The sequence below is a fragment of the Dyella acidiphila genome, assembly GCF_014863405.1.
Classification (GTDB): domain Bacteria; phylum Pseudomonadota; class Gammaproteobacteria; order Xanthomonadales; family Rhodanobacteraceae; genus Dyella_B; species Dyella_B acidiphila.
Window position 1 is genome coordinate 276578 of sequence record NZ_JACZZA010000012.1, and the last position, 18696, is coordinate 295273.

Genomic DNA, 18696 nt, shown 5'->3' on the forward strand with positions numbered 1-18696 from the left:
CAGGCCGGCTAATTCGTCGCATGCATGAAGGCGCCTATGTCGGCCGCCTCTTCCCGTTGAGGAAATTGCCATGTCCTACATCGATGGTTTCGTGATCGCCGTACCCAATGCCAACCGCGAGCGATTCATTGGATACGCCGGCGCTTTTGACAATATTTTCCTGGAGTTTGGCGCCATTCGAGTGATGGAATGCTGGGGTGATAGCGTGCCCGATGGCAAGCTCACCGACTTTCGCCGCGCTGTGCAGGCGAAGGAGGACGAAGCCGTGGTGTTCTCCTGGATTGAATGGCCCGACAAAGCCACCCGTGATGCGGGCATGGAGAAAGTCATGAAAGATCCACGCATGGACGCCGCCAGCGAGATGCCCTTCGATGGCAAGCGCATGATCTTTGGCGGTTTCGTGCCGGTGGTCAGCCTGCCGGAATAGAAGCCCTGGTTTTGCCCATTGAGGCAAAACGCTTTCTAGCCAAACTTTGCTTCTCGAATCTCATAGTTTGGCCGCGCCGGCCAAACTATGGTTCCGTGTGCGCGATCTCACATAGTTTGGCCACATCCGAGCGTAAGATCAGAGCCATTGGCTGTTGCTTTGCCTAAGGTGCAACAGGAAATGGTGAGGCTGCTTGTGGTCTCGGGTGGGGGTGCCAGGGAAGGCGAAGCCATTCGTGAACGTTTCCCTTTTAGTCCCGTGTACTCAACAACACTCGCCCAAAATCCTGAAGTGCTGGCCTCGAAAGCTTATAAAGCGCGGCAGGCCGCCCTGCACCCGTATGTGCTCGTGCCCCCCGCGCCTTAACGATCATTCCTTGCTCAGCCACCTTACGCCGAAAGGTCGATTGATCCAGCTGCTGATCCAGCACGGCCTCGTATACCGCCATGAGCTGGGGAAGGGTGAAAGTGTCGGGTAGCAAAAACGCAGGCAACGACGAATAGGCAGCTTTGCCGCGAACACGCTCAAGCGCTTGGGTCACGATGGCTCGGTGATCGAAAGGCAGATCTGGACAAGGGCGCACTGGCACCCATCGGGTGCGCTGCTCATCCAGCCCAGTGACCTTGTGCTCCGGGACCAGCGCTAGGTAGGCCACGGATAGCGACCAGCCACGCGGATCACGATCGGTGCTGCCGAAGGTACAAAGCTGCTCCAGATAGGCCACTTCCCCGCCGGTCTTGGTACGGAACACCCTGCGTACCGTGTCCTCCAGCGAACGGTCCTTATCCATGTGAACGAATCCGCCGGGAAGCGTCCAAACGCCGGGCGCAACAGCCGCGTCAGCCGCCCGCTGGGCGAGCAGCAACCGCAGCACCCCGTCCTTCAGGGTGAGGACGACCACATCGGTGGTGACGATCGGGTTGGGGAAATCGTCGATCATGGAACGACGCTCCAGTTTCTTTCATTTTGCAAAGAAGTGGGTACTTTTGGTAACTAAAACAACAGCTTTAGGGAGCATATTCCTCTATTAATTATTTAATTGCAAATAACAAATATTTGATAGCATATCTCCATGGACCTCCTTACTGCCTCTGCTGCTGATTTACTCGCCGCCTCCGACGCGGTTTGGGATGAGGGGCTTATTGCCGCGGCTTCCGATCGGCTGGTAACACTGCGTCGCCTTGCTGGCCGTTGGCATCCCGATCATTGCGCTGACCCTGATGCGGGCGCCGTATTTTCCCGGATCCAATGGCAGCGCCGGCGGCTAGGTGGAGCCTCACGGGTTCTTGCTTCCGATCGCTGTGCAACCGAGGCTCATCCGGTTTTTGAAAGCACGATGGCAGTCGATGGTCGACATTGGACCATGCGCTATCTGGCTACCTATGCCGATGAGCTGGGCGCGGTCTACATTGGCCAACGCACGTTGTTAGAAGTGTTCCCGCTGGGTCTTGCTGATTTGGCCGAACGCAGCGCCGCGCAATCCGCTCGCTGGATGTTCGTCTCCAGCGACATGGAGAGCCAGATCCGTCCGTGCCTGCCCGCGCCTGCCACGCTGCATCGAACCGCGGATTCGGTACTCGTTGTGCGTCCGCGCGATCCAGACTTGGTGCGCCTTGCGGACGTGATGGCCCATGTCGGCACCGTGCCTCCCGAACACGTAGCCTGGATCGGCAGTGGGCTGTGGAATGTGGCCTGTTATCTGGAATACGCGCAGCGTGCGCATCCGGTCATCGACGGGTCAACGGTGTGGATCGACGTTGGTCGCCATCGCGTATCGCTGCTTGGTGGCTGGGCATACGCCGGCGCTATCGGAGAGCGCTGGGCGGCTCTTCCCGCGAACGCTTTGGCGGACGTCACACCTGTCTGGCGCGCTGATCCCGTTCAACGAAGCGCTCTGGGGCATATCAAGATTCGGCGCTTACTAAGAGAATTGCTTGGCGACATCACCGGCATGGGTCCTGTGCCGCCATCTGCCCCCGCGCCACTGGTGGCCTTCGCTCGCAGTCCTGCCGCGGGCACCGCCGTCGATCAATACCGGTCTTGGAAAAAGGCTGTAGAGGCCACTTTCGGTCCCTCTCGGTTTTCTGCCTGGGACCTCCCCACAAACGTCATTTATCCGGAGAACTGACATGGGCTCAGCACGTTGGAATCCTGCCGATTGGGACCGTTACGCCGCCACGACCAGCACCAAGTCGCGCGATGCCATTTTCGCTTCGCGCGGGATGAATTCTGCTTTCGATCCAAAGACGATAACGATGCGCGAGTCGGTTGATTCCGACGTCAATCCACAGTCGACGCCGCTGATCGTTGCGCTCGATGTCACCGGATCGATGGGCACGATTCCGGAGGCGCTGATCAAAGGCAGCCTGGGTACGTTCATTGAAGAGGTTTACAGTCGCAAGCCCGTTACCGATCCGCACCTGATGTTCATGGGCGTGGGCGATGCGTTCTTTGATCGTGCGCCACTGCAGGTGACTCAGTTCGAAGCAGATCTGCGTATCGCAGAACAGCTGGCCGCCATGTTTCTGGAAGGCGGTGGTGGCGGCAACAACAGCGAGTCGTACCATCTGCCTTGGTACTTCGCCGGTCTTCGCACGAAAATCGACTCCATGGCCAAGCGCCATAAGAAGGGTTATGGGTCTCGATGACTGATTGGGCGAGAGAACACGGCTACCCACGGCAAGCCGTGTATGCGGTGTTATCAGGCCGGTCGCGCTGCACTCGCGGCCGCGGGCATCAAATCGCCATTGCGCTCGGGATGAAAGCGGACGCATCACTTGGCTTTGGACTGAAAGGTAGGCAACAGGGTCGAAGGCCCGTCAACACGAATGGCCCTCTCTTAACTGAAGCAGGGCCATTGGTTGTTTCTTCTACGTTAGAGAAGGAGGTGTCCCCATGACTACATAAGTGCGTCTGGGGCCACAAATGCAAAACCCCGGTGTCTAGACCGGGGCTTTGCTAAATCAGCGCTTGCGAGTCACGCCTGATTCCACTGTGCCCCCTTTCTCTCTCGAAATCAAGCACCGCGTAAGCGGTGCTGGGATAGGTGCGCGCCGAAACTCAGGCAGTTCTGCGGTCGGTGCGCCCCGCCACGTATTTCGGCACATGGAGGATTCAGGATGTCTTTCACTGCGCAAGACCGTGGGCAGTGCCCTCAAACAGGTCAATCGTCAGAACACGCCGAAGAGCACATATGCCAATTGCAACACGGCGCCATGCCAATACCAGCAAAGCCGTTCGGTGAGTTGGAACTGGACCAGTACTTATTGACGTGGCAGATCATCGGGCCGGCATCCGATTACATTCGGCGGAGCGCTGCAGGCTTATCGCGTGATGTGCGCCCCAGCAAGCACTCTTCGTGTGTGGTGGAGTTCCAGTCGCTCAAAAACGGCGTCACTGTATCGACAGAGAGTCGAACTGGCGAATTGCCGTACGCGTTCGAGCTCGATTACGACAACTCTGTGTTGGCGTACTACGAACAACCGCCTGCCGTCGAGGTGAGTCGTCATACCAAACGCGGATACCGGCGACTCACACGATATACACCCGACTTCCTCGTGCTAACCAAGGACGGACCCAGGGTGGTACAGGTCAAACTGCGCAGCGAACTCGAGCGCATCTTTGCCGACAAGCAAGACTGGGTAAGGCAAGAGGACGGATCATTCCAAGACGTGGTCGCCGCAGAAGCGTTCGAGACTATGGGCCTTCCGCACGTCGTGGTGGCAATCGATGAAGTGGATCAACTACGCGCAGCCAATCTTGGTCTGATGCGTCGCGCCATGCGCGAAGTAGCCATTGACGAGGCGGTGCTGGAGAGGAGCGTTTCAGCACATATGGAACAGAGAGGTTTATCACCGTTGGCGGATCTCGCGCATGCGATCGGTCAGCACGATCTGACTCCGTTGATCAGATTGGTGGCACGCCACCTCCTCTACACCGACATTGGCCGATATTCACTGACCCATCCAGAGACATGCCTCGTCGCGCGCGAGCCGGCGCTGCTCAATGAAAACTATGTCGAGGCGTGGCAGCACCTCAAGCTTGAGTTCCAGGGGCGGTGCGACGGTACAGCACAGCAGTATGACTTCCCCCTGGAAAAGCATCTGGAGAAAGGTTTGGCTGCCGTAGAAAAACTAAAAGCGGGCGAGAACGGTCGGTCCGCGCGTAGATGGCGGCTGAAGATCCGTGAAGCCGAGGCTGAAGGGGTTAATGCAGTCGTCGCGCTATCGCGGGAATACATGAAGCGTGGCAACCGGAATCCAAAGCGTCCCGAACAAGTTCAGCTCGCGACTGAGTACATCCGCTCTCAATGGGCTGGACAAGAAAAACCGTCCCCGCCTGCTCTGTATCGCGGCTTCAAACTGGCGGCTGAGGAAGCGCTGCCGATGGCGAAGCCGTTGTCGAAGGTTAGCTTTTATAACCTGCTGGATCGCGCCGGGCCATCTCTCGCGTACCAGCGCGGAGGCAATCGCGCTTGTCATGCGGCCGAGCCGCCCACGGATGTCGCCATGCGCGCATTACGACCGGAGCGACCGTTCGAACTGGCCACTTGTGACCACTATCTGTGCGACCAGTACTGTGTCGTGCTTACCGCAAACGGTATGGAATATGCGATGCGGCCCTGGCTTACGATACTTCGAGACATCTATAGCGACTTCCCGCTCGCGTTTTGGTTGCGCTTGGGCGCTCCGAGCAAGCGCAGCGTTGCGCTGATTCTGCGCCAGTGCGTGCGCCTGCACGGCCGCCTGCCAGAAGGCATCGTGGTGGACAGCGGCTCCGATTTCCGGTCGGTGTACTTCTCAGCGCTTGCAGCTCATTGCGGCTTCAATTTGATATTCCGCCCCGTCGGACACCCACGATATGGGGCGGAGGCGGAAAGATTCTTCGGGCAGTACAAGACCTTGTGGTTGGCGGCGCGCCCAGGAAACTTGGTGAACCTCAAGGAGGTCCGGTGCGTCTCGGGGTCCCATCGCCCGGAGGCAGTCGCCACTATGTCTTTGTTCGATCTGTGGCAGGATTTTTCGACGTTTGCCGATTGGTCAAAAGGGTACGCGACGGATTCCGCACTTGGGTCGCCGGCCGAGCGCATGACAAGCGGTCTTGAGAGATTTGGCTGTTCGGGACTCCCCACGACGTTCGACGACAACTTTCTGATCGCAACGGCCGTTGACGCCGGTGAGTACACGCTCGATCCGCAACGCGGCTTGCACATAGGTGCATTTCACTACTGGAGTCCCACACTTGTCCGGGCTGATCGACCGAAGATTCCGGTCCGTCCCGATCCACAAGATCCGTACCGCATCTACGCGCAGGTGGCCGGTACATGGGTAGCTTGTTTTGCTTCCCCCGAGCCCTCGTATGCACTGAAGTCGGGTTTGCAACAAGTAGTTGAGGGCGTGCTGCAACTCGATCGATATGAGCTGAACAAAGCTATTCGTGAAGATTCGGATAGGTTACTCGCCAGGGCAATCCAGCGGCGCAGCACCGGGCCTTCGACACCTTTGGTGGAAGCGGCGGGTTTCGTACCACAGCGAATCTCACACAACGCGGAAGCCTCCAGCTTTTTTGCGGATGTGCTTGACGACTCGCTACCGGAACTTGCGGAGGCGACATGGTGATCGCGGCTGATTGGATCCCAGCAGCGCTCGAGGCATTGAAGACGACGAAGGTTCTGCACCGAAATTACGAGTTCGCACGCAAACAACTCACCGGAGCGCACCATGCAGTCATGAAGGGAGATCTCATTGTTCAGGTTGGGCCATCTCGCGTTGGGAAAACGCGCTGTGTGAAAGATGCCTTCAACGTTCACGAACCGAATTGGCCAAGCGACGATCAACGGATGCCTGTCGTGATAGTCGAAGCCAGCAATGACAGCAAGAACGGCGAATTTTCCACCAAAGCCTTCATGGCTGCGTGCTTACGTGCGATTCACCATCCTATCTACGGCATTTCTGATGAAGATGATCCTTGGGAGGAGCGACTGCAGGCAAAAATCCACAGGACTCCGGAAGGTACACTTCGTTCCGCGTTCGAGACAGCCATAGCACTTCGTCGAACCGAACTCATCGTCTTCGATGAAGCTCACCACGTCAGGTACGCGCCGGGTGGAGATGCTGCCGCCGCACGAATCTTGGATTCCTACAAATGCCTTGCGAACCGTACCAACATAAAGCTCGTTCTCACCGGGTCGTACCAATTGCTCGATCTGCTGGTGCTTGCGCCACATTTGCTGGGTCGCCAGATTCCGCTCGAATTTCCTCGATACCATGCGGACGTACGCAATGATGTCGCAGCGTGGCAGCAGGTTCTACGGACCTATTCCAAGCATCTGGCTTTCGACAACGATGAGTCGCTGTCTGACTGGGGTGACTATTTGTTCGAGGGTTCCCAAGGATGTGTTGGTCAGCTTCTATCGTGGCTCAAAGCTGCTCTGACTGTCCTTTTGACCACCAACGGAGTGGTGATGACGCGTGACGTGCTGGAGCGGACGCGCAAACCGGCGGCTCAAGAGGCGTCGATTCTTGCAGAAATCGTGAAGGGTGAATTGCAGTTGGTACGCGTCAAGCGCGCCTCCGCACAATGCGAAACACATACTGAGGATGGTGGCGCCAGGAAAGCGAGTAACGAAAAGGAAATCAAGCGCAAGGAGCAGGCGCGTAAGCCCTTCCAGCGCAAGTCCAGGCGCAATCCTTTGGGTGGCCGGACCTAGCGAGTGCGAAGCCTGCTTCCACTAGCGATGGAGGGCTGCCATACCCAAGACATTGAGGCATTGCCTTCGTACATGCTTCGGCTAGCGGCTGTGCATGGCGTAACTCTCGGGGACCTCATACGACACGTTGCCCGCGGCACGCTGGAAGAGAATGCGTTGGTGGCGGCGTCTCGCGGCCAGCCGATCTCCACGCTAGTGCGACCCAATGCCACGTCCGTACTTTTCGCTTCGGTCATCGCTGAAACACGCGCCGAAAACATCTATAACCTAGAAAGAGGGACGTTTGCGTTGCTTAGCCCAGCATTAGCTCGGTCACCAAGCACTTTTACGCATCGATTACGCTGGTGTCCTGCTTGTTTCCGCGAGCAACGGCTAGAGGCGGGAAATGCATATTTCAAGCTTGCCTGGTTCCTCGCAGCCATAGGAGCATGTGATCGGCATAGAATTATCCTGCGCGATTGCTGCCCGCACTGTGGGCAATGCCCAAAACCTTGGAGCGAATGGACTCGCTTCGATCGTTGTCAGAACTGCAATGAGCGCATGGATGTAGTAACCACTTCGGACGCGGTTACACATGACCCGGAGCTTCTGGCGTCCGATCTGATCGCATTGGTTGGTGAAATAGCCGTTGCGACCGGTCCGTTCCAAGTAGGCGCCGCATGTCGGTACTTGAACCGGGTGTTCGACGAAGCCTGGCAACATGAGAAAGAGGGTGAACTGTGGAACAGGGTGCCCCGGGATGACTGCATCAGATATTGCAATCCGGAGGAACCGATGACTTTGGGCGTCGTGCGCAGGCTTGCCTACCAACTCGAAATCCCGATAGCAGATTTTTTGCGAGGCGTTGACGGAGCCAACCAATCATTCGGGTTTGCGGCAACCTGCCCATTGCCTCGGTCTATGCGAGCAGCGCATCGTCAAGGCGTGATCGATGCGCCGATTCTGGTAAAGCAGATGGAACTGTTCTTAGACGATGGGGTTACACCGGTATCCTTGCGCGAAGTTGCACGGCAGCTGGGTGTTTCAGTCGGTGCGCTGCGTTACCACGCTCCCATGCTTGCATCGAAGCTCGTCGCACGAAGCGAACAGTATCGACGCACGATCCACACTCAAAAGGATACTGCGGTTGTTCGAGCTGTGTTGGACGGAGTTCGCTCGTGGTCAGTAGGAAGCGTATCCCCCATAGCAAAGAAGCCTCTCTTGCGGATGCTTAGAAACCAGACCGGTCTTCCGAAGGAGAAGCTTCGCAAGGCAATTCAGCGGTTGCTTCGTGACCAAGTAGCGTAATCATGGTGCCATGAGCAAACAGTGGGCTACTGCTTGCCGCGGACAATCCTTGCGACCGCTGTCACGACCGAGGATGCTTCGAAGAGCCGAGTACGAAGGCGATCCATCAGCTCCCGCTGCTGACGAGCGTTGCGAGTTTCCTTGGCGGTGACCACACTCGACATCGGGAATGGGCGATGCGATGGCGATGGTGGCCGCGTAGCCGCCGACCACGGTCAGGTTCGCTGGCGAAGCTGGTCAGTTGCTGTGGCGACCGTGGTCAGATGGTTGGCGTTTGCACCTTAGGACACGGTAGTACTCCTCATGGTCCACCAAACGGTTGGCGACCGGTACACGGAGGCTCCATGTATTCGAACCTTTCCCAGTGGCGACGCATACGCAAACGAGTACTGGTGATCGGAGAATCCAAGCGTTCAGTGGCAAAAAAAGAGGGAATGAGCAGGGCGACGCTAAGGAAAATTCTTGCACATGAGTCGCCTCCCGGGTACGGTGGTAGACGAGACCGAAAGCCAAAGCCTAAGCACATGCCTGCCCCACTAGCGCGCAGACGGTTGCGTACGGACGCGGTGAAGTGGCGATGGATGGAATGGGTATACGATCTCGAACGAAAAGCGTTTGAAGAGGGAACTTTGTCTGCTTCTTTGTCCCATGCCAGCGGCAGTTCTCGTAAGAGAATTCTTGTCGTCATGGCGTCAGAGCAGGGATTTTCTGCCCACGCTATTGAGAAGCATCTTGGCTTGTCTCGTACGACCGTCAGGAATTACCTTCTGAAATTCAAGGCAGGCGGACTCGAATCGCTACTGGCAATAAAACCAAAGCCACGAATGGCCGACAACCAGTCTTTTGGGAAGGCGTTGTTTCAACTGCTCCACGAACCACCTTCGCTATCAGGTTTCAATCGAACGACATGGCGGATAGAGGACCTTAGAAAGACCTTGACTGGTCGTGGGCTCCCTGTTTGCGATGAGGTTATCCGTGAGGCGCTATGGAAGTCAGGGTTCCGCTGGAGATCAGCCAAGGTCGTCCTGACTAGCAACGACCCAGCCTATCGCGAGAAGCTAGCTTACGTCCGTAAGGTCTTGTTCAATCTAGGAGACGACGAGCGGTTCTTCTCCATCGACGAATACGGTCCGTTTGCGATCAAGGCGAAACCGGGACGCGTTCTGGTCGGTCCCGGCGAGAGTCCAAGTGTGCCGCAATGGCAGAAGTCAAAGGGCTGGCTTATAACGACGGCGGCGTTGGAACTCTCCCGTAACCAGGTGACACATTTCTACTCCCGAGCGAAGAACACGCTAGAGATGATCAAGATGGCGGAGACGCTGCTTGATAAGTACAGGGGAGCAAGAACGCTCTACCTTTCTTGGGACGCCGCTTCGTGGCACATGTCGAAGAAATTGCTGGCATTCGTTGAAGCTCACAACGCCGAAGGCGACGGCTCTCCCAGGATTGAGCTCGTCCCGTTGCCCGCCTCTGCCCAATTCTTGAATGTCATCGAATCGGTGTTCAGCGGCATGGCCCGGGCGATCATTCATAACAGTAATTACCCGTCCGTGAAGGCGGCGACCGAGGCCATCGACCGCTACTTCGAGGAGAGGAACCAACACTTCGCCGAGAACCCCGAACGAGCCGGGAACAAGATTTGGGGCAAGGAGCGGACAGCGGCTACCTTCGACCTATCTAACAACTGCAAGGACCCTAATTACCGTTAGAACGGAGTCGAGGCGGTTTGCGGACAGCGCATGGGAGCTCGGCTTCAATCAGCTCGGAAAATTTGCTGTGCAACGGAAGATGGTCACTTTATGCTTTCAAGGAGATCATAAAGTGGCCAAAGCGGCCACTTTATGGTTTGCCGCACAACAGAAATGAGCGGGTTCCCGCATTGGTGGGCCCACCAGGATTCGAACCTGGAACCAAGGGATTATGAGTCCCCTGCTCTAACCGTTGAGCTATAGGCCCATGCATGAGGCATGCGAATGCTGCTGCAGATGAGGGGCCAATGTTAATGGGCGCGGCTTGCACCGTCGAGAGTGGTGGGCGGGACGGGGCACATCCATGTAACAGCGCAGGGGTTAGGCTTGGCATCCCCTACGTGCGGAGCATTCCGATGACTGTTGAAGCGATTGCCAAGCGTCTGGTCGAGCTATGCCGCGAAGGTAAGTACGAAGAGGCGCAGCGTGAGTTGTATGCGGAGGATGCGCAGAGCATCGAGCCGGATGGATTGCCGCCGGGTGCCTTGGGCAACGTGAAAGGGTTGAAGGCGATTTATGAAAAGACGCATCAGTTTCAGGCGGCGGTTGAGCAGGTGCATGGTGGGCATGTCAGCGATCCGGTTGTCGCGGGGAACTGGTTCAGTTGCGAGATGACGCTGGACGTGACGATGAAGGGCAGGGGGCGTGTGGTGATGAGTGAGATCTGCGTTTATCACGTGCGGGATGGGAAGGTTGATCGGGAGCAGTTTTTTTACGATATGGGGTAGGTGCTGCTCGATTCTGGCGTCTTGGCTGAGGCTTCGAACTGGCGTCTTTCGTGTGGGCCAAAGTCACTGGGTCCCGGCTTTCGCCGGGATGACGGTTAGGTTGTTGGGGTGTATTTCTGCAGATGGTTTGTTTGCCCGAGTGAACACAAAAAAAGCCCCGCTTTCGCGGGGCTTTTCGTTGATCTAACTTGCTGCGCGATCAATCGATATCGAGGAAACTGCGCAGTTGCTCGGAGCGGCTGGGATGACGCAGCTTGCGCAGTGCCTTGGCTTCGATCTGGCGGATGCGCTCGCGGGTGACGTCGAACTGCTTGCCGACTTCTTCCAGCGTGTGATCGGTGTTCATGTCGATGCCGAAGCGCATGCGCAGCACCTTGGCTTCACGCGGGGTGAGGCCGGCGAGCACGTCGCGCACGGTTTCCACCAGGCCGGTTTCGGTCGCCGAATCGATCGGCGAGCTGGCGTTGGTGTCTTCGATGAAATCGCCCAGATGCGAATCTTCGTCGTCGCCGATCGGGGTTTCCATCGAGATCGGTTCTTTGGCGATCTTCAGCACCTTGCGGATCTTGTCTTCCGGCATGTCCATTTCCTTGGACAGTTCTTCCGGCGTCGGCTCGCGGCCGAACTGCTGCAGCATCTGGCGCGAGATGCGGTTGAGCTTGTTGATCGTTTCGATCATGTGCACCGGAATACGGATGGTGCGCGCCTGGTCGGCGATCGAACGGGTAATGGCCTGGCGAATCCACCAGGTGGCATAGGTGGAGAATTTGTAGCCACGGCGATATTCGAACTTGTCCACCGCCTTCATCAGGCCGATGTTGCCTTCCTGGATCAGGTCGAGGAACTGCAGGCCGCGGTTGGTGTACTTCTTGGCGATGGAGATCACCAGACGCAGGTTGGCCTCCACCATTTCCTTCTTGGCGCGGCGGGCCTTGGCCTCGCCTACCGACATGCTGCGGTTGATTTCCTTGATGTCGGTGAGCGGCAGGAACAGCTTCTTTTCGATCGACTGCAGTTTTTCCTGCTCGGCGTCGATGTGCTCGCGGAAGTTCTTGATGTTGGGCGACCACTTCTGGCGCTTGCGGCCGAGCTCGTTCGCCCACTCGAGGTTGCCCTCGTTGCTGGGGAACGCCTTGAGGAATTCGGCCTTGGGCATCTTCACGTGCTTGACGAAGATCTCCATCAGCACGCGCTCGTGATGGCGGATGTCGCCCACCACTTCGCGCAGCTTGCGCACGAAGCTGTCGATCAGCGCGGACGGCAGCTTGAGCTTGAGGAATTCCTCGGCCATCTGGTCGCGCAGCTTGGTGACTTTCTTGTCGCTGATGTCGGTCGCCTTGGGGGCGGCCTTCTGGAACTTGCCGTAGTAGTCGCGCAGCAGTTCCATGCGGCGCTTCACTTCTTCCGGATCGGGGCCGCTCGGGCCTTCGTCCTCGTCGCTGTCGGCTACGTCGTCGTTCTCTTCTTCCTCGTCGGCATCGGCGTCGGCGCCCAGTTCCTCGGCTTCGGCCAGGGCGGCGTCGGCGGCCTGCTCGAGGTCGGCGAAGCCGGCCAGGATCTCGCTGAGGCGGCGCTTGCCGTCCAGATGCTGGTCGTATTCTTCCAGCAGCAGCTCGATGGTCAGCGGGAAGCTGGCCAGGGCGGTCTGCACCTGGGTGAGGCCTTCTTCGATGCGCTTGGCGATGGCGATTTCGCCTTCGCGGGTCAGCAGTTCCACCGTGCCCATTTCGCGCATGTACATGCGCACGGGGTCGGTGGTGCGGCCCACTTCGGCGTCCACGGCGGACAGCAGGGCGACGGCTTCTTCGGCAGCGGCTTCGTCGTCGGTGGACGCGCCGGGGGCGTTGTCGGCCAGCGGGTCGGCGTCCGGGGCGGCGTCGTGCACGTCAATGCCGACACCCTTGAGCACCGCCATGATGTCTTCGATCTGCTCCGGATCGACGATGTCGTCGGGGAGGTGATCGTTGATCTCGGCGTAAGTCAGATAGCCCTGCTCCAAACCCTTGGAGATGAGCGCTTTAATTTCCGACTGTTGCTCGTGGGCTTTGTTATTCATACCGACCGCCGCGGGATAGGAACCAATCAGTATAGCGATGTGCTGCTTTTTTGACCAGTTTCAAGTGGAAAATATCGGATCTGCACGCACGCAAAAATCGCGCCAAATCGCGGACTTCGGCGTGGATACGAGGCTTGAGTGGCAATTCGTTCGCACGCTGAGGCTTCAACGCACATCGAGCCAGAAAGTTACCGGGCCATCGTTCACCAGGTGCACTTGCATATGGGCACCGAAGCGTCCGATTTCCACCCTTGGATGGGCCTGGCGGGCCAATTCCACCAGCCGCTCGAACCATTGGCGCCCATGTTCGGGCGGCGCCGCGCTGGTAAAGCTGGGGCGCATGCCCGAGCGGGTATCGGCGGCCAGGGTGAACTGGCTGACCAGCAGCAGGCCGCCACCGGTGTCGGCGAGGGAACGGTTCATCTTGCCGGCCTCGTCGGAGAACACGCGGTAGCCGAGCAGGCGTTCCAGCATGCGCTTGGCTTGTGCTTCGCCGTCCTCCGGCTGCACGGCAACCAGTGCCAGCAGGCCGGCATCGATGGCGCCCACGGTTTGCTGGTCGACGTCGACGCGTGCGGAAAGGACACGCTGGATCAGAGCGATCATGGGCGATGAGCTGGCGGCAGATGAAGTACGACAACTGTGCAGGGCAGCGGCTGGGGGGTAAAGAGGCGGATCGGCGATCGTTTTTGTCCGCGCAGGACGACGCGGGCCTTGGCTAGTCAACGGCAGGAAATGCCGACGCTTGAGCCAGCCCTCGCCACCCATCCCGCCTGCCTTTACCCTTACGCGTCCGATTTCGCTGCCGGCTGGCCCATGCGTCCCGATATTTATCTCGTCTACTTGCTGCTGCGCCTGCTTGGGCTGCTGCCCTTGCGTTGGCTGCAGGCGATCGGGGCGGGTTTCGGGCGGCTGGCTTTGCGGCGCGGCGGCAAGATGGCGCACTACACGGCGGTGAATCTGGCCATTACGCGGCCGCAGCTGGATGAGCGCAGCCGTGCCGCGCTGGTGCGCGAGGCGATGGCCGAGGGCGGCAAATCGATCACTGAAATCGTGAAGATCTGGGGTTCCGGCGCAGAGCACGCGCTGGGGCTGGTGCGTGAGGTTCGCGGCGAGGCGTTGTTCGATGCGGCGCTGGCCTCCGGCAAGGGCGTGATCATCGCGGCGCCGCATCTGGGCTGCTGGGAGTTGCTCAACTATTGGCTATGCCGCAAGACGCCGATGGCGATTCTGTATCGCCCGCCGCGCATTGCCGCGGTGGAGGCGCTGCTGCGCAAGGTGCGCGGTGCCCTGGCGCCGGAGCAGGTGCGGGCGGAGGGCGCCGGTGTGCGCGCCTTGTACAAGCGGCTGGCGGCGGGCGGCACGGTAGGCATCCTGCCGGACCAGAAGCCGCGTGCCGGCGAAGGGGAATTCGCGCCGTTCTTTGGCCGCGAGGCGCTGACCATGGTGCTGCTGCCCCGGCTTGCAGCGCGTACCGGCGCCACGGTGCTGTTTGCATTTGCCGAGCGGCTGCCGCGTGGCGAGGGTTATCGCATTCACTTCCTGCCGGCGCCGGCTGGTCTGGCGGAAAATGATTTGCCGCATGCCTGCGCGGCGCTCAACCGTGGCGTGGAAGATTGCGTAAAGCTCGCCTTTGCGCAGTATCAATGGCATTACAAGCGCTATTCGGCGGATAACCGGCCCAGCCCCTACGATCGGTAAATCGCGCAACTGGTGCGAGCGCAATCCGGGCTACGAGCGATCCGTGTCGACGCGGCGCAGGAATACCGTCATCTCTTTTTCCGCCTGCTTGTCGCCGCGCTTCTGAGCCACCTCGATTCCCTGTCGCCACGCATTCGCGGCAGCGGCGGCATCGCCCACGGCAAGGCAGGCTTTGCCGAGCAGTTTCCATGCGGCGGAATACTGTGGATCGAACGATAGCGCCTGCCGAAAGGCCTCTGCCGCGGCGGCATGATCGCCTTGTTCCAGCAAGGCATTGCCCAGCGAAAAGCGCAGCAGCGCGCCGTCGCGGGGGCCGTTGCATTGCGCCTGCAGGCTGGCGATCAGCGCGGCGTTCATGGCTGCTGGCCGTAGGCCGCGCCGGTCGAAGCGGGATAGATGGTGGGCTGCTGCGCCGGTTCGGCTGGCACATGGCCGGCGCGCAGATCGGCCAGGGTGGTGGCCGGCCACACTTCCACCCAGGAGGAGCGGAACGGCTGCACCAGCAGCGCGTAGCGCAAGGCGCGCGTATCCAACTGATCCGGGTGGGTGATGATCAGGCCATTCGGATGGGTGGCGGCGAAGTGGGCGATGTCCTCACCGTTCCATAGTTCGGTGATGGGCTGGCTCAGGCGTCCCGCGAAATGGAACTGGCCCTCGTAGTTGCCCACGATGGCGACGGCCTGCCGATCGGCCTGCGCGCCGGAGAGCAAGGCCGCGGTGGGGCCGAGATCGTACTTGTGCCACAGCGTCAGCGTGAACAAGGTATTGAGCGCAAGCACGCCGACCAGGCCGGCCAGCGCCACGCGCCGCATCTCGCCGCGCCCGCGCAACAGCAACAGGCCGCCGAGCAGCAGGAACATCACGCTGAAGTTGCGGCTGTAGGGCGCTGCGCCTTCGATCCACTCGCTGTGCAGGCGATGGCCCGGGGCAAGTGCCGGCAGCGCGAACAGCAATACGGCGAACACGATGCTGCCCACGCCCAGCGGCCAACTGCCCAGCCAGTAGCTGGTGGCCAGTTTGTCGTGCCGCTCGCGCAGCACCGCGATGGCGCCGGCCAGCAACAGCATCCAGCCGGCGAATTCCGGCAGCAGGTAATACCACTGCTTGCCGCTGATCACCGAGAACACCACAAAAGACGGCACCAGCCAGCACAAGGCAAAGCGCAGCCCGCTATCGAGCGGCCTGCGCAGGGTGCCCAGCGCCACCCACACGCGCGGCCACGCGCTGAACGGAAACAGCAGCATCGGCAGCGATATGAGGTACCAGCCGATCCAGTGCGGATGGCTTTGCAGCTTCTGGTCGGTTTGCACGCCCTTCACTACGCGCCCGGCGGTCTGCGTAAAGAACAGGCGGTGGCGATAGGCTTCGCCGCCGCTGAAGCCGGCGGGTATCGCCCATGCCAGCAGCATCGCCAGGCCCAGCAGTACGGCCAGCGCGCCGCGCGCATACCAGCGGGCGCGATGCTCGCGTGCCCAGTCGTTCCAGAGCGGGCCGAGCAGCCAGGGGAAGACGATATGCAGCAGCATCACCGGGCCCTTGGTGAGCAGGCCGGCGCCGATCAGCAGGCCGAACAGCAGCCAGCGCGGTTCGGCGCGTTGCGCCTTGGGCGTGAGGCAGAGCAGAGCGCCCAGCACGCAGTCGACCAGCAGCACCTCGTACATGATCTGCAGGCCGAACAAAAACGCATACGCCAGCGCCATCGACATCCATGGCGCTGCCTTGGCCACCCACGGACGATTCGGAAACAGCCGGCTGGCGAGCATCCACACGAGCACCAGCTGCACGCCGCCGAAGAACACTTCCAGCAACCGCGGCCACACGTCGTTGACGCCGAACACGAACCAGCCGGCATGGATCAGCCAGAACAGCAGCGGCACTTTCTCGCTATACGGCTCGCCATTGATATGCGGCACCAGCCAGTGGTGGCCCTGCCACATCTCCCACGCCACCGCGAGCGTGCGGGTGGAATACAGCGGCATCGGGCCGTGCGAGAACATCGCAATCAGCGCGACGGCGGTCCACAGCGGCAGCCAGGGCCACAAGGCGCGCAGGTCTTCGGATCGGCGATAGCTGTTCATGGGGGCGAGCTCTAAGGCCATCCGTGCTGGATGGTCGGAATTTTACCGAGTTGGAAAGATGAACTGGCTGTAAGCGGAAGCCGCTCAGGCCGGTCCCCAATAGCCCACACGCCGGCGCAGCTTCAACTTACGCCAGAAATTCAGTGGCTTGGACTTGCGGTTGCGGCCGCCCGCCGCGACAAAGGCATCGATCGCCTGCAGCACGCGCTCGCTCGAATGCCCGTCCCGATAAGGATGGATGGCGTCGCCGAAGGTTCTGATGGCCTGCATCAGTTCCGCTGGGCGCGACAGCGCGCGCTCGATCGCCGGCTGGAACTGAGCCGCGTCGTCGATATCGATCAGCTGCGGTCCGGGCGCCCGGTTCTTGAAGGTCACCACCGGCTTGCCGGTGAGCAGAAATTCGCTCAGTGCCGAAGAAGTATCCGAACACATCATGTCCACCTGTGGGAACAGGTCCAGGATGTTGTCGTTCTCGGCAAAGCTCAGGTATTCGTTCTGCAGCGCCTTGTACTTGGCGGTGGTCTGCGGATCCATCTTGGGATGGAAGGTGACGATCCAGCGCCAGCGCCCGTCGCGCGACAGCCGCTTCACTTCTTCGTACAGCGTTTCTGCCGCGCTCCACGAAGGCGAGAAGGTGGAGTGATAGAGGATCACCGGCGGCTGGCGCACCGGCGGCAACGCGCCGGCGATTTCCCGCATGAAGGGATCGAGCTTGGGCCAGCCGGTTTCGGTTACGCTGAAGTGGCCGAGTTTTTCGGCCAGGGCGCCGAACTGCGCGGTGTCGCGCGGACCGGTGGTGCAATACAGGTCGAAGAAACCGCGGATATACACATGCCTGGGCTTGCCGGCATTGAAGCCATGGAACACTTCCACCTTCACGCCGGGAAAGAAATGCGGCAGGTGATTGCCGGGCGTGATCACCGCCAGCGGCTTCCAGCGGCGCACCTCCTTTACGCTGAGCAGACGCTCGCCTTCGAGCAGATCTTCGGCACCGGGGCCGTCGAAAAACCAGGCCGCTTCGTCGCCGCGCGCGCGGATCGCATCCTGCACCGGGCGCAGGATGGCCAGGGCGTAGCGTTCCGATCCGTACAGCAGATAATGCTTGGGCATCAGTGGTCCAATCCGGCACGCGTCAAGGCGGCCGAGGCGGTATCGCGGGACGCCGGATTCTGCCGCATTTCGTAGTAGCGCATGCGCTTGTACACCGCGTAGTTGGCCGCGGTCTGTGCGATGGCGTAGCCGCGCCAGCCGTCGAGGAAGGCCAGCCGCAGCAGATAATCCTTGATGAAAGCCAGCACGAATACGAACGGCGTCTGCCACATGCGCGCGGGCTTGTCCTTGTCGAGCCAGTCGCGGCACTTCAGTTCCGAGTACAACAACACCTTCAATTGCTTCTCGACCAGGCTGGGATTGTTGTCGTGCAGAAAGGGCGCATGAAACGTGACCGAGGACCCGTTGAACTGCAGCGACTCGTGCACCCGCACGTCGCTCCAGCGCGCGCGTTCGCGGTGATAGAAGCGGGCCATCTTCTCGCCCACGGCCGGGCGGTACCAGCGCATCGGCCGTCCCATGTAGATGAGATGGCGGCGCAGCACGGCGGCAGCGGCATCGCCCGCCATCAGGGCCGGCAGCTGCTGCTGCAGTTCGTCGGCCAGGGCTGGCGTGAGGTACTCGTCCGCATCCAGCGCAAGAATCCACGGATGGCTGCATTGCGTGGCGGCGAAGTTGCGCTGCGGGCCGAAACCCAGCCATTCCTGCTGCACCACGCGTGCGCCGTGGGCTTGGGCGACGGCGACGGTGTCGTCGGTGCTGCCGCTATCGATCACCAGCTTTTCGGCGGCAAAGGGCACGCTGTCCAGGCAGCGCGCGATTTTTTGCGCCTCATTGCGGGTCATCACAACGAGCGTGAACGGTAGGGGGAGCGCCATGCGCCGCATTCTAGCGGAAGCCCTGCTACAGGCG

The 18696-nt window shown here is 60.0% G+C and carries 17 protein-coding genes, 1 tRNA gene and 1 pseudogene; 11 read left to right on the forward strand and 8 right to left on the reverse strand.

Annotated elements, in window-relative coordinates; all coding sequences use genetic code 11:
• Window positions 1–70 precede the first annotated feature (70 nt).
• The gene (locus IGX34_RS18065; protein ID WP_192557127.1) at window positions 71–427 is read left to right on the forward strand and encodes a DUF1428 domain-containing protein; all 357 of its coding nucleotides are present in this window, start codon (window positions 71–73) and stop codon (window positions 425–427) included.
• Window positions 428–677: 250 nt separating this feature from the next.
• On the opposite strand, the gene IGX34_RS18070 is transcribed toward IGX34_RS18065, so the two are convergent.
• The gene (locus IGX34_RS18070) at window positions 678–1367 is read right to left on the reverse strand and encodes an NUDIX hydrolase (protein ID WP_192557128.1); all 690 of its coding nucleotides are present in this window, start codon (window positions 1365–1367) and stop codon (window positions 678–680) included.
• Window positions 1368–1499: 132 nt separating this feature from the next.
• Between IGX34_RS18070 and IGX34_RS18075 the strand changes: the two genes are divergently transcribed.
• The 8 genes and pseudogenes from IGX34_RS18075 (at window position 1500) to IGX34_RS18105 (ending at window position 10132) form a co-directional block, all read left to right on the forward strand.
• A complete protein-coding gene (locus IGX34_RS18075; protein WP_192557129.1) occupies window positions 1500–2555 on the forward strand; it encodes a hypothetical protein in 1056 nt (351 codons plus the stop codon).
• 1 nt (window position 2556) lies between these two features.
• Window positions 2557–3075, forward strand: a complete 519-nt coding sequence (locus IGX34_RS18080) for a hypothetical protein (protein WP_192557130.1) — start codon at window positions 2557–2559, stop codon at window positions 3073–3075.
• The gene (locus IGX34_RS22520) at window positions 3072–3326 is read left to right on the forward strand and encodes a helix-turn-helix domain-containing protein (protein ID WP_192557131.1); all 255 of its coding nucleotides are present in this window, start codon (window positions 3072–3074) and stop codon (window positions 3324–3326) included. Before IGX34_RS18080 ends, IGX34_RS22520 begins: the two co-directional genes overlap by 4 nt.
• A gap of 220 nt (window positions 3327–3546) precedes the next feature.
• The gene (locus IGX34_RS18090) at window positions 3547–6045 is read left to right on the forward strand and encodes a TnsA endonuclease N-terminal domain-containing protein (RefSeq protein WP_192557132.1); all 2499 of its coding nucleotides are present in this window, start codon (window positions 3547–3549) and stop codon (window positions 6043–6045) included.
• Window positions 6039–7136: an ATP-binding protein gene (locus tag IGX34_RS18095; RefSeq protein ID WP_192557133.1), complete on the forward strand. Its 1098-nt coding sequence runs from the start codon at window positions 6039–6041 to the stop codon at window positions 7134–7136. Before IGX34_RS18090 ends, IGX34_RS18095 begins: the two co-directional genes overlap by 7 nt.
• 27 nt (window positions 7137–7163) lie before the next feature.
• Window positions 7164–7574 (forward strand): annotated as a pseudogene (locus IGX34_RS22525) (TniQ family protein); the annotation flags it as partial.
• 102 nt (window positions 7575–7676) lie between these two features.
• Entirely contained in the window at window positions 7677–8423 is a 747-nt protein-coding gene (locus IGX34_RS22155; RefSeq protein ID WP_225737584.1) for a TetR/AcrR family transcriptional regulator, read from the forward strand.
• 581 nt (window positions 8424–9004) lie between these two features.
• Window positions 9005–10132 carry an IS630 family transposase gene (locus tag IGX34_RS18105; protein ID WP_225737572.1) on the forward strand — a complete coding sequence of 376 codons (1128 nt, stop codon included), beginning with the start codon at window positions 9005–9007 and terminating at the stop codon, window positions 10130–10132.
• 171 nt (window positions 10133–10303) lie between these two features.
• On the opposite strand, the gene IGX34_RS18110 is transcribed toward IGX34_RS18105, so the two are convergent.
• A tRNA-Ile gene (locus tag IGX34_RS18110) sits at window positions 10304–10379 on the reverse strand.
• 148 nt (window positions 10380–10527) lie between these two features.
• Between IGX34_RS18110 and IGX34_RS18115 the strand changes: the two genes are divergently transcribed.
• Window positions 10528–10899 carry a nuclear transport factor 2 family protein gene (locus tag IGX34_RS18115; protein ID WP_192557135.1) on the forward strand — a complete coding sequence of 124 codons (372 nt, stop codon included), beginning with the start codon at window positions 10528–10530 and terminating at the stop codon, window positions 10897–10899.
• Between the two features lie 199 nt (window positions 10900–11098).
• On the opposite strand, the gene rpoD is transcribed toward IGX34_RS18115, so the two are convergent.
• Together rpoD and dtd are read right to left on the reverse strand one after the other, a co-directional pair.
• A complete protein-coding gene (gene rpoD, locus IGX34_RS18120) occupies window positions 11099–12955 on the reverse strand; it encodes an RNA polymerase sigma factor RpoD (protein WP_192557136.1) in 1857 nt (618 codons plus the stop codon).
• Window positions 12956–13120: 165 nt separating this feature from the next.
• Window positions 13121–13561, reverse strand: coding sequence for a D-aminoacyl-tRNA deacylase (dtd, locus tag IGX34_RS18125; protein ID WP_192557137.1), 441 nt, complete (start codon window positions 13559–13561; stop codon window positions 13121–13123).
• Between the two features lie 210 nt (window positions 13562–13771).
• Here dtd and IGX34_RS18130 point away from each other — a divergent pair, with 210 nt between their 5' ends.
• Window positions 13772–14656 carry an LpxL/LpxP family acyltransferase gene (locus tag IGX34_RS18130; protein ID WP_192557138.1) on the forward strand — a complete coding sequence of 295 codons (885 nt, stop codon included), beginning with the start codon at window positions 13772–13774 and terminating at the stop codon, window positions 14654–14656.
• Window positions 14657–14686: 30 nt separating this feature from the next.
• Here IGX34_RS18130 and IGX34_RS18135 read toward each other — a convergent pair whose 3' ends face one another.
• From IGX34_RS18135 to IGX34_RS18150, 4 genes are all read right to left on the reverse strand, one after another.
• Complete coding sequence (locus IGX34_RS18135) at window positions 14687–15013, reverse strand: tetratricopeptide repeat protein (RefSeq protein ID WP_192557139.1); 327 nt, start codon at window positions 15011–15013, stop codon at window positions 14687–14689.
• A complete protein-coding gene (locus tag IGX34_RS18140) occupies window positions 15010–16734 on the reverse strand; it encodes an ArnT family glycosyltransferase (protein WP_225737573.1) in 1725 nt (574 codons plus the stop codon). Before IGX34_RS18140 ends, IGX34_RS18135 begins: the two co-directional genes overlap by 4 nt.
• An 84-nt stretch (window positions 16735–16818) precedes the next feature.
• Window positions 16819–17844, reverse strand: coding sequence for a CDP-glycerol glycerophosphotransferase family protein (locus tag IGX34_RS18145; RefSeq protein ID WP_192557141.1), 1026 nt, complete (start codon window positions 17842–17844; stop codon window positions 16819–16821).
• Window positions 17844–18671 (reverse strand): glycosyltransferase family 2 protein, encoded by an 828-nt coding sequence (locus IGX34_RS18150; RefSeq protein ID WP_192557142.1) that lies wholly within the window; start codon window positions 18669–18671, stop codon window positions 17844–17846. Before IGX34_RS18150 ends, IGX34_RS18145 begins: the two co-directional genes overlap by 1 nt.
• Window positions 18672–18696: the final 25 nt, after the last annotated feature.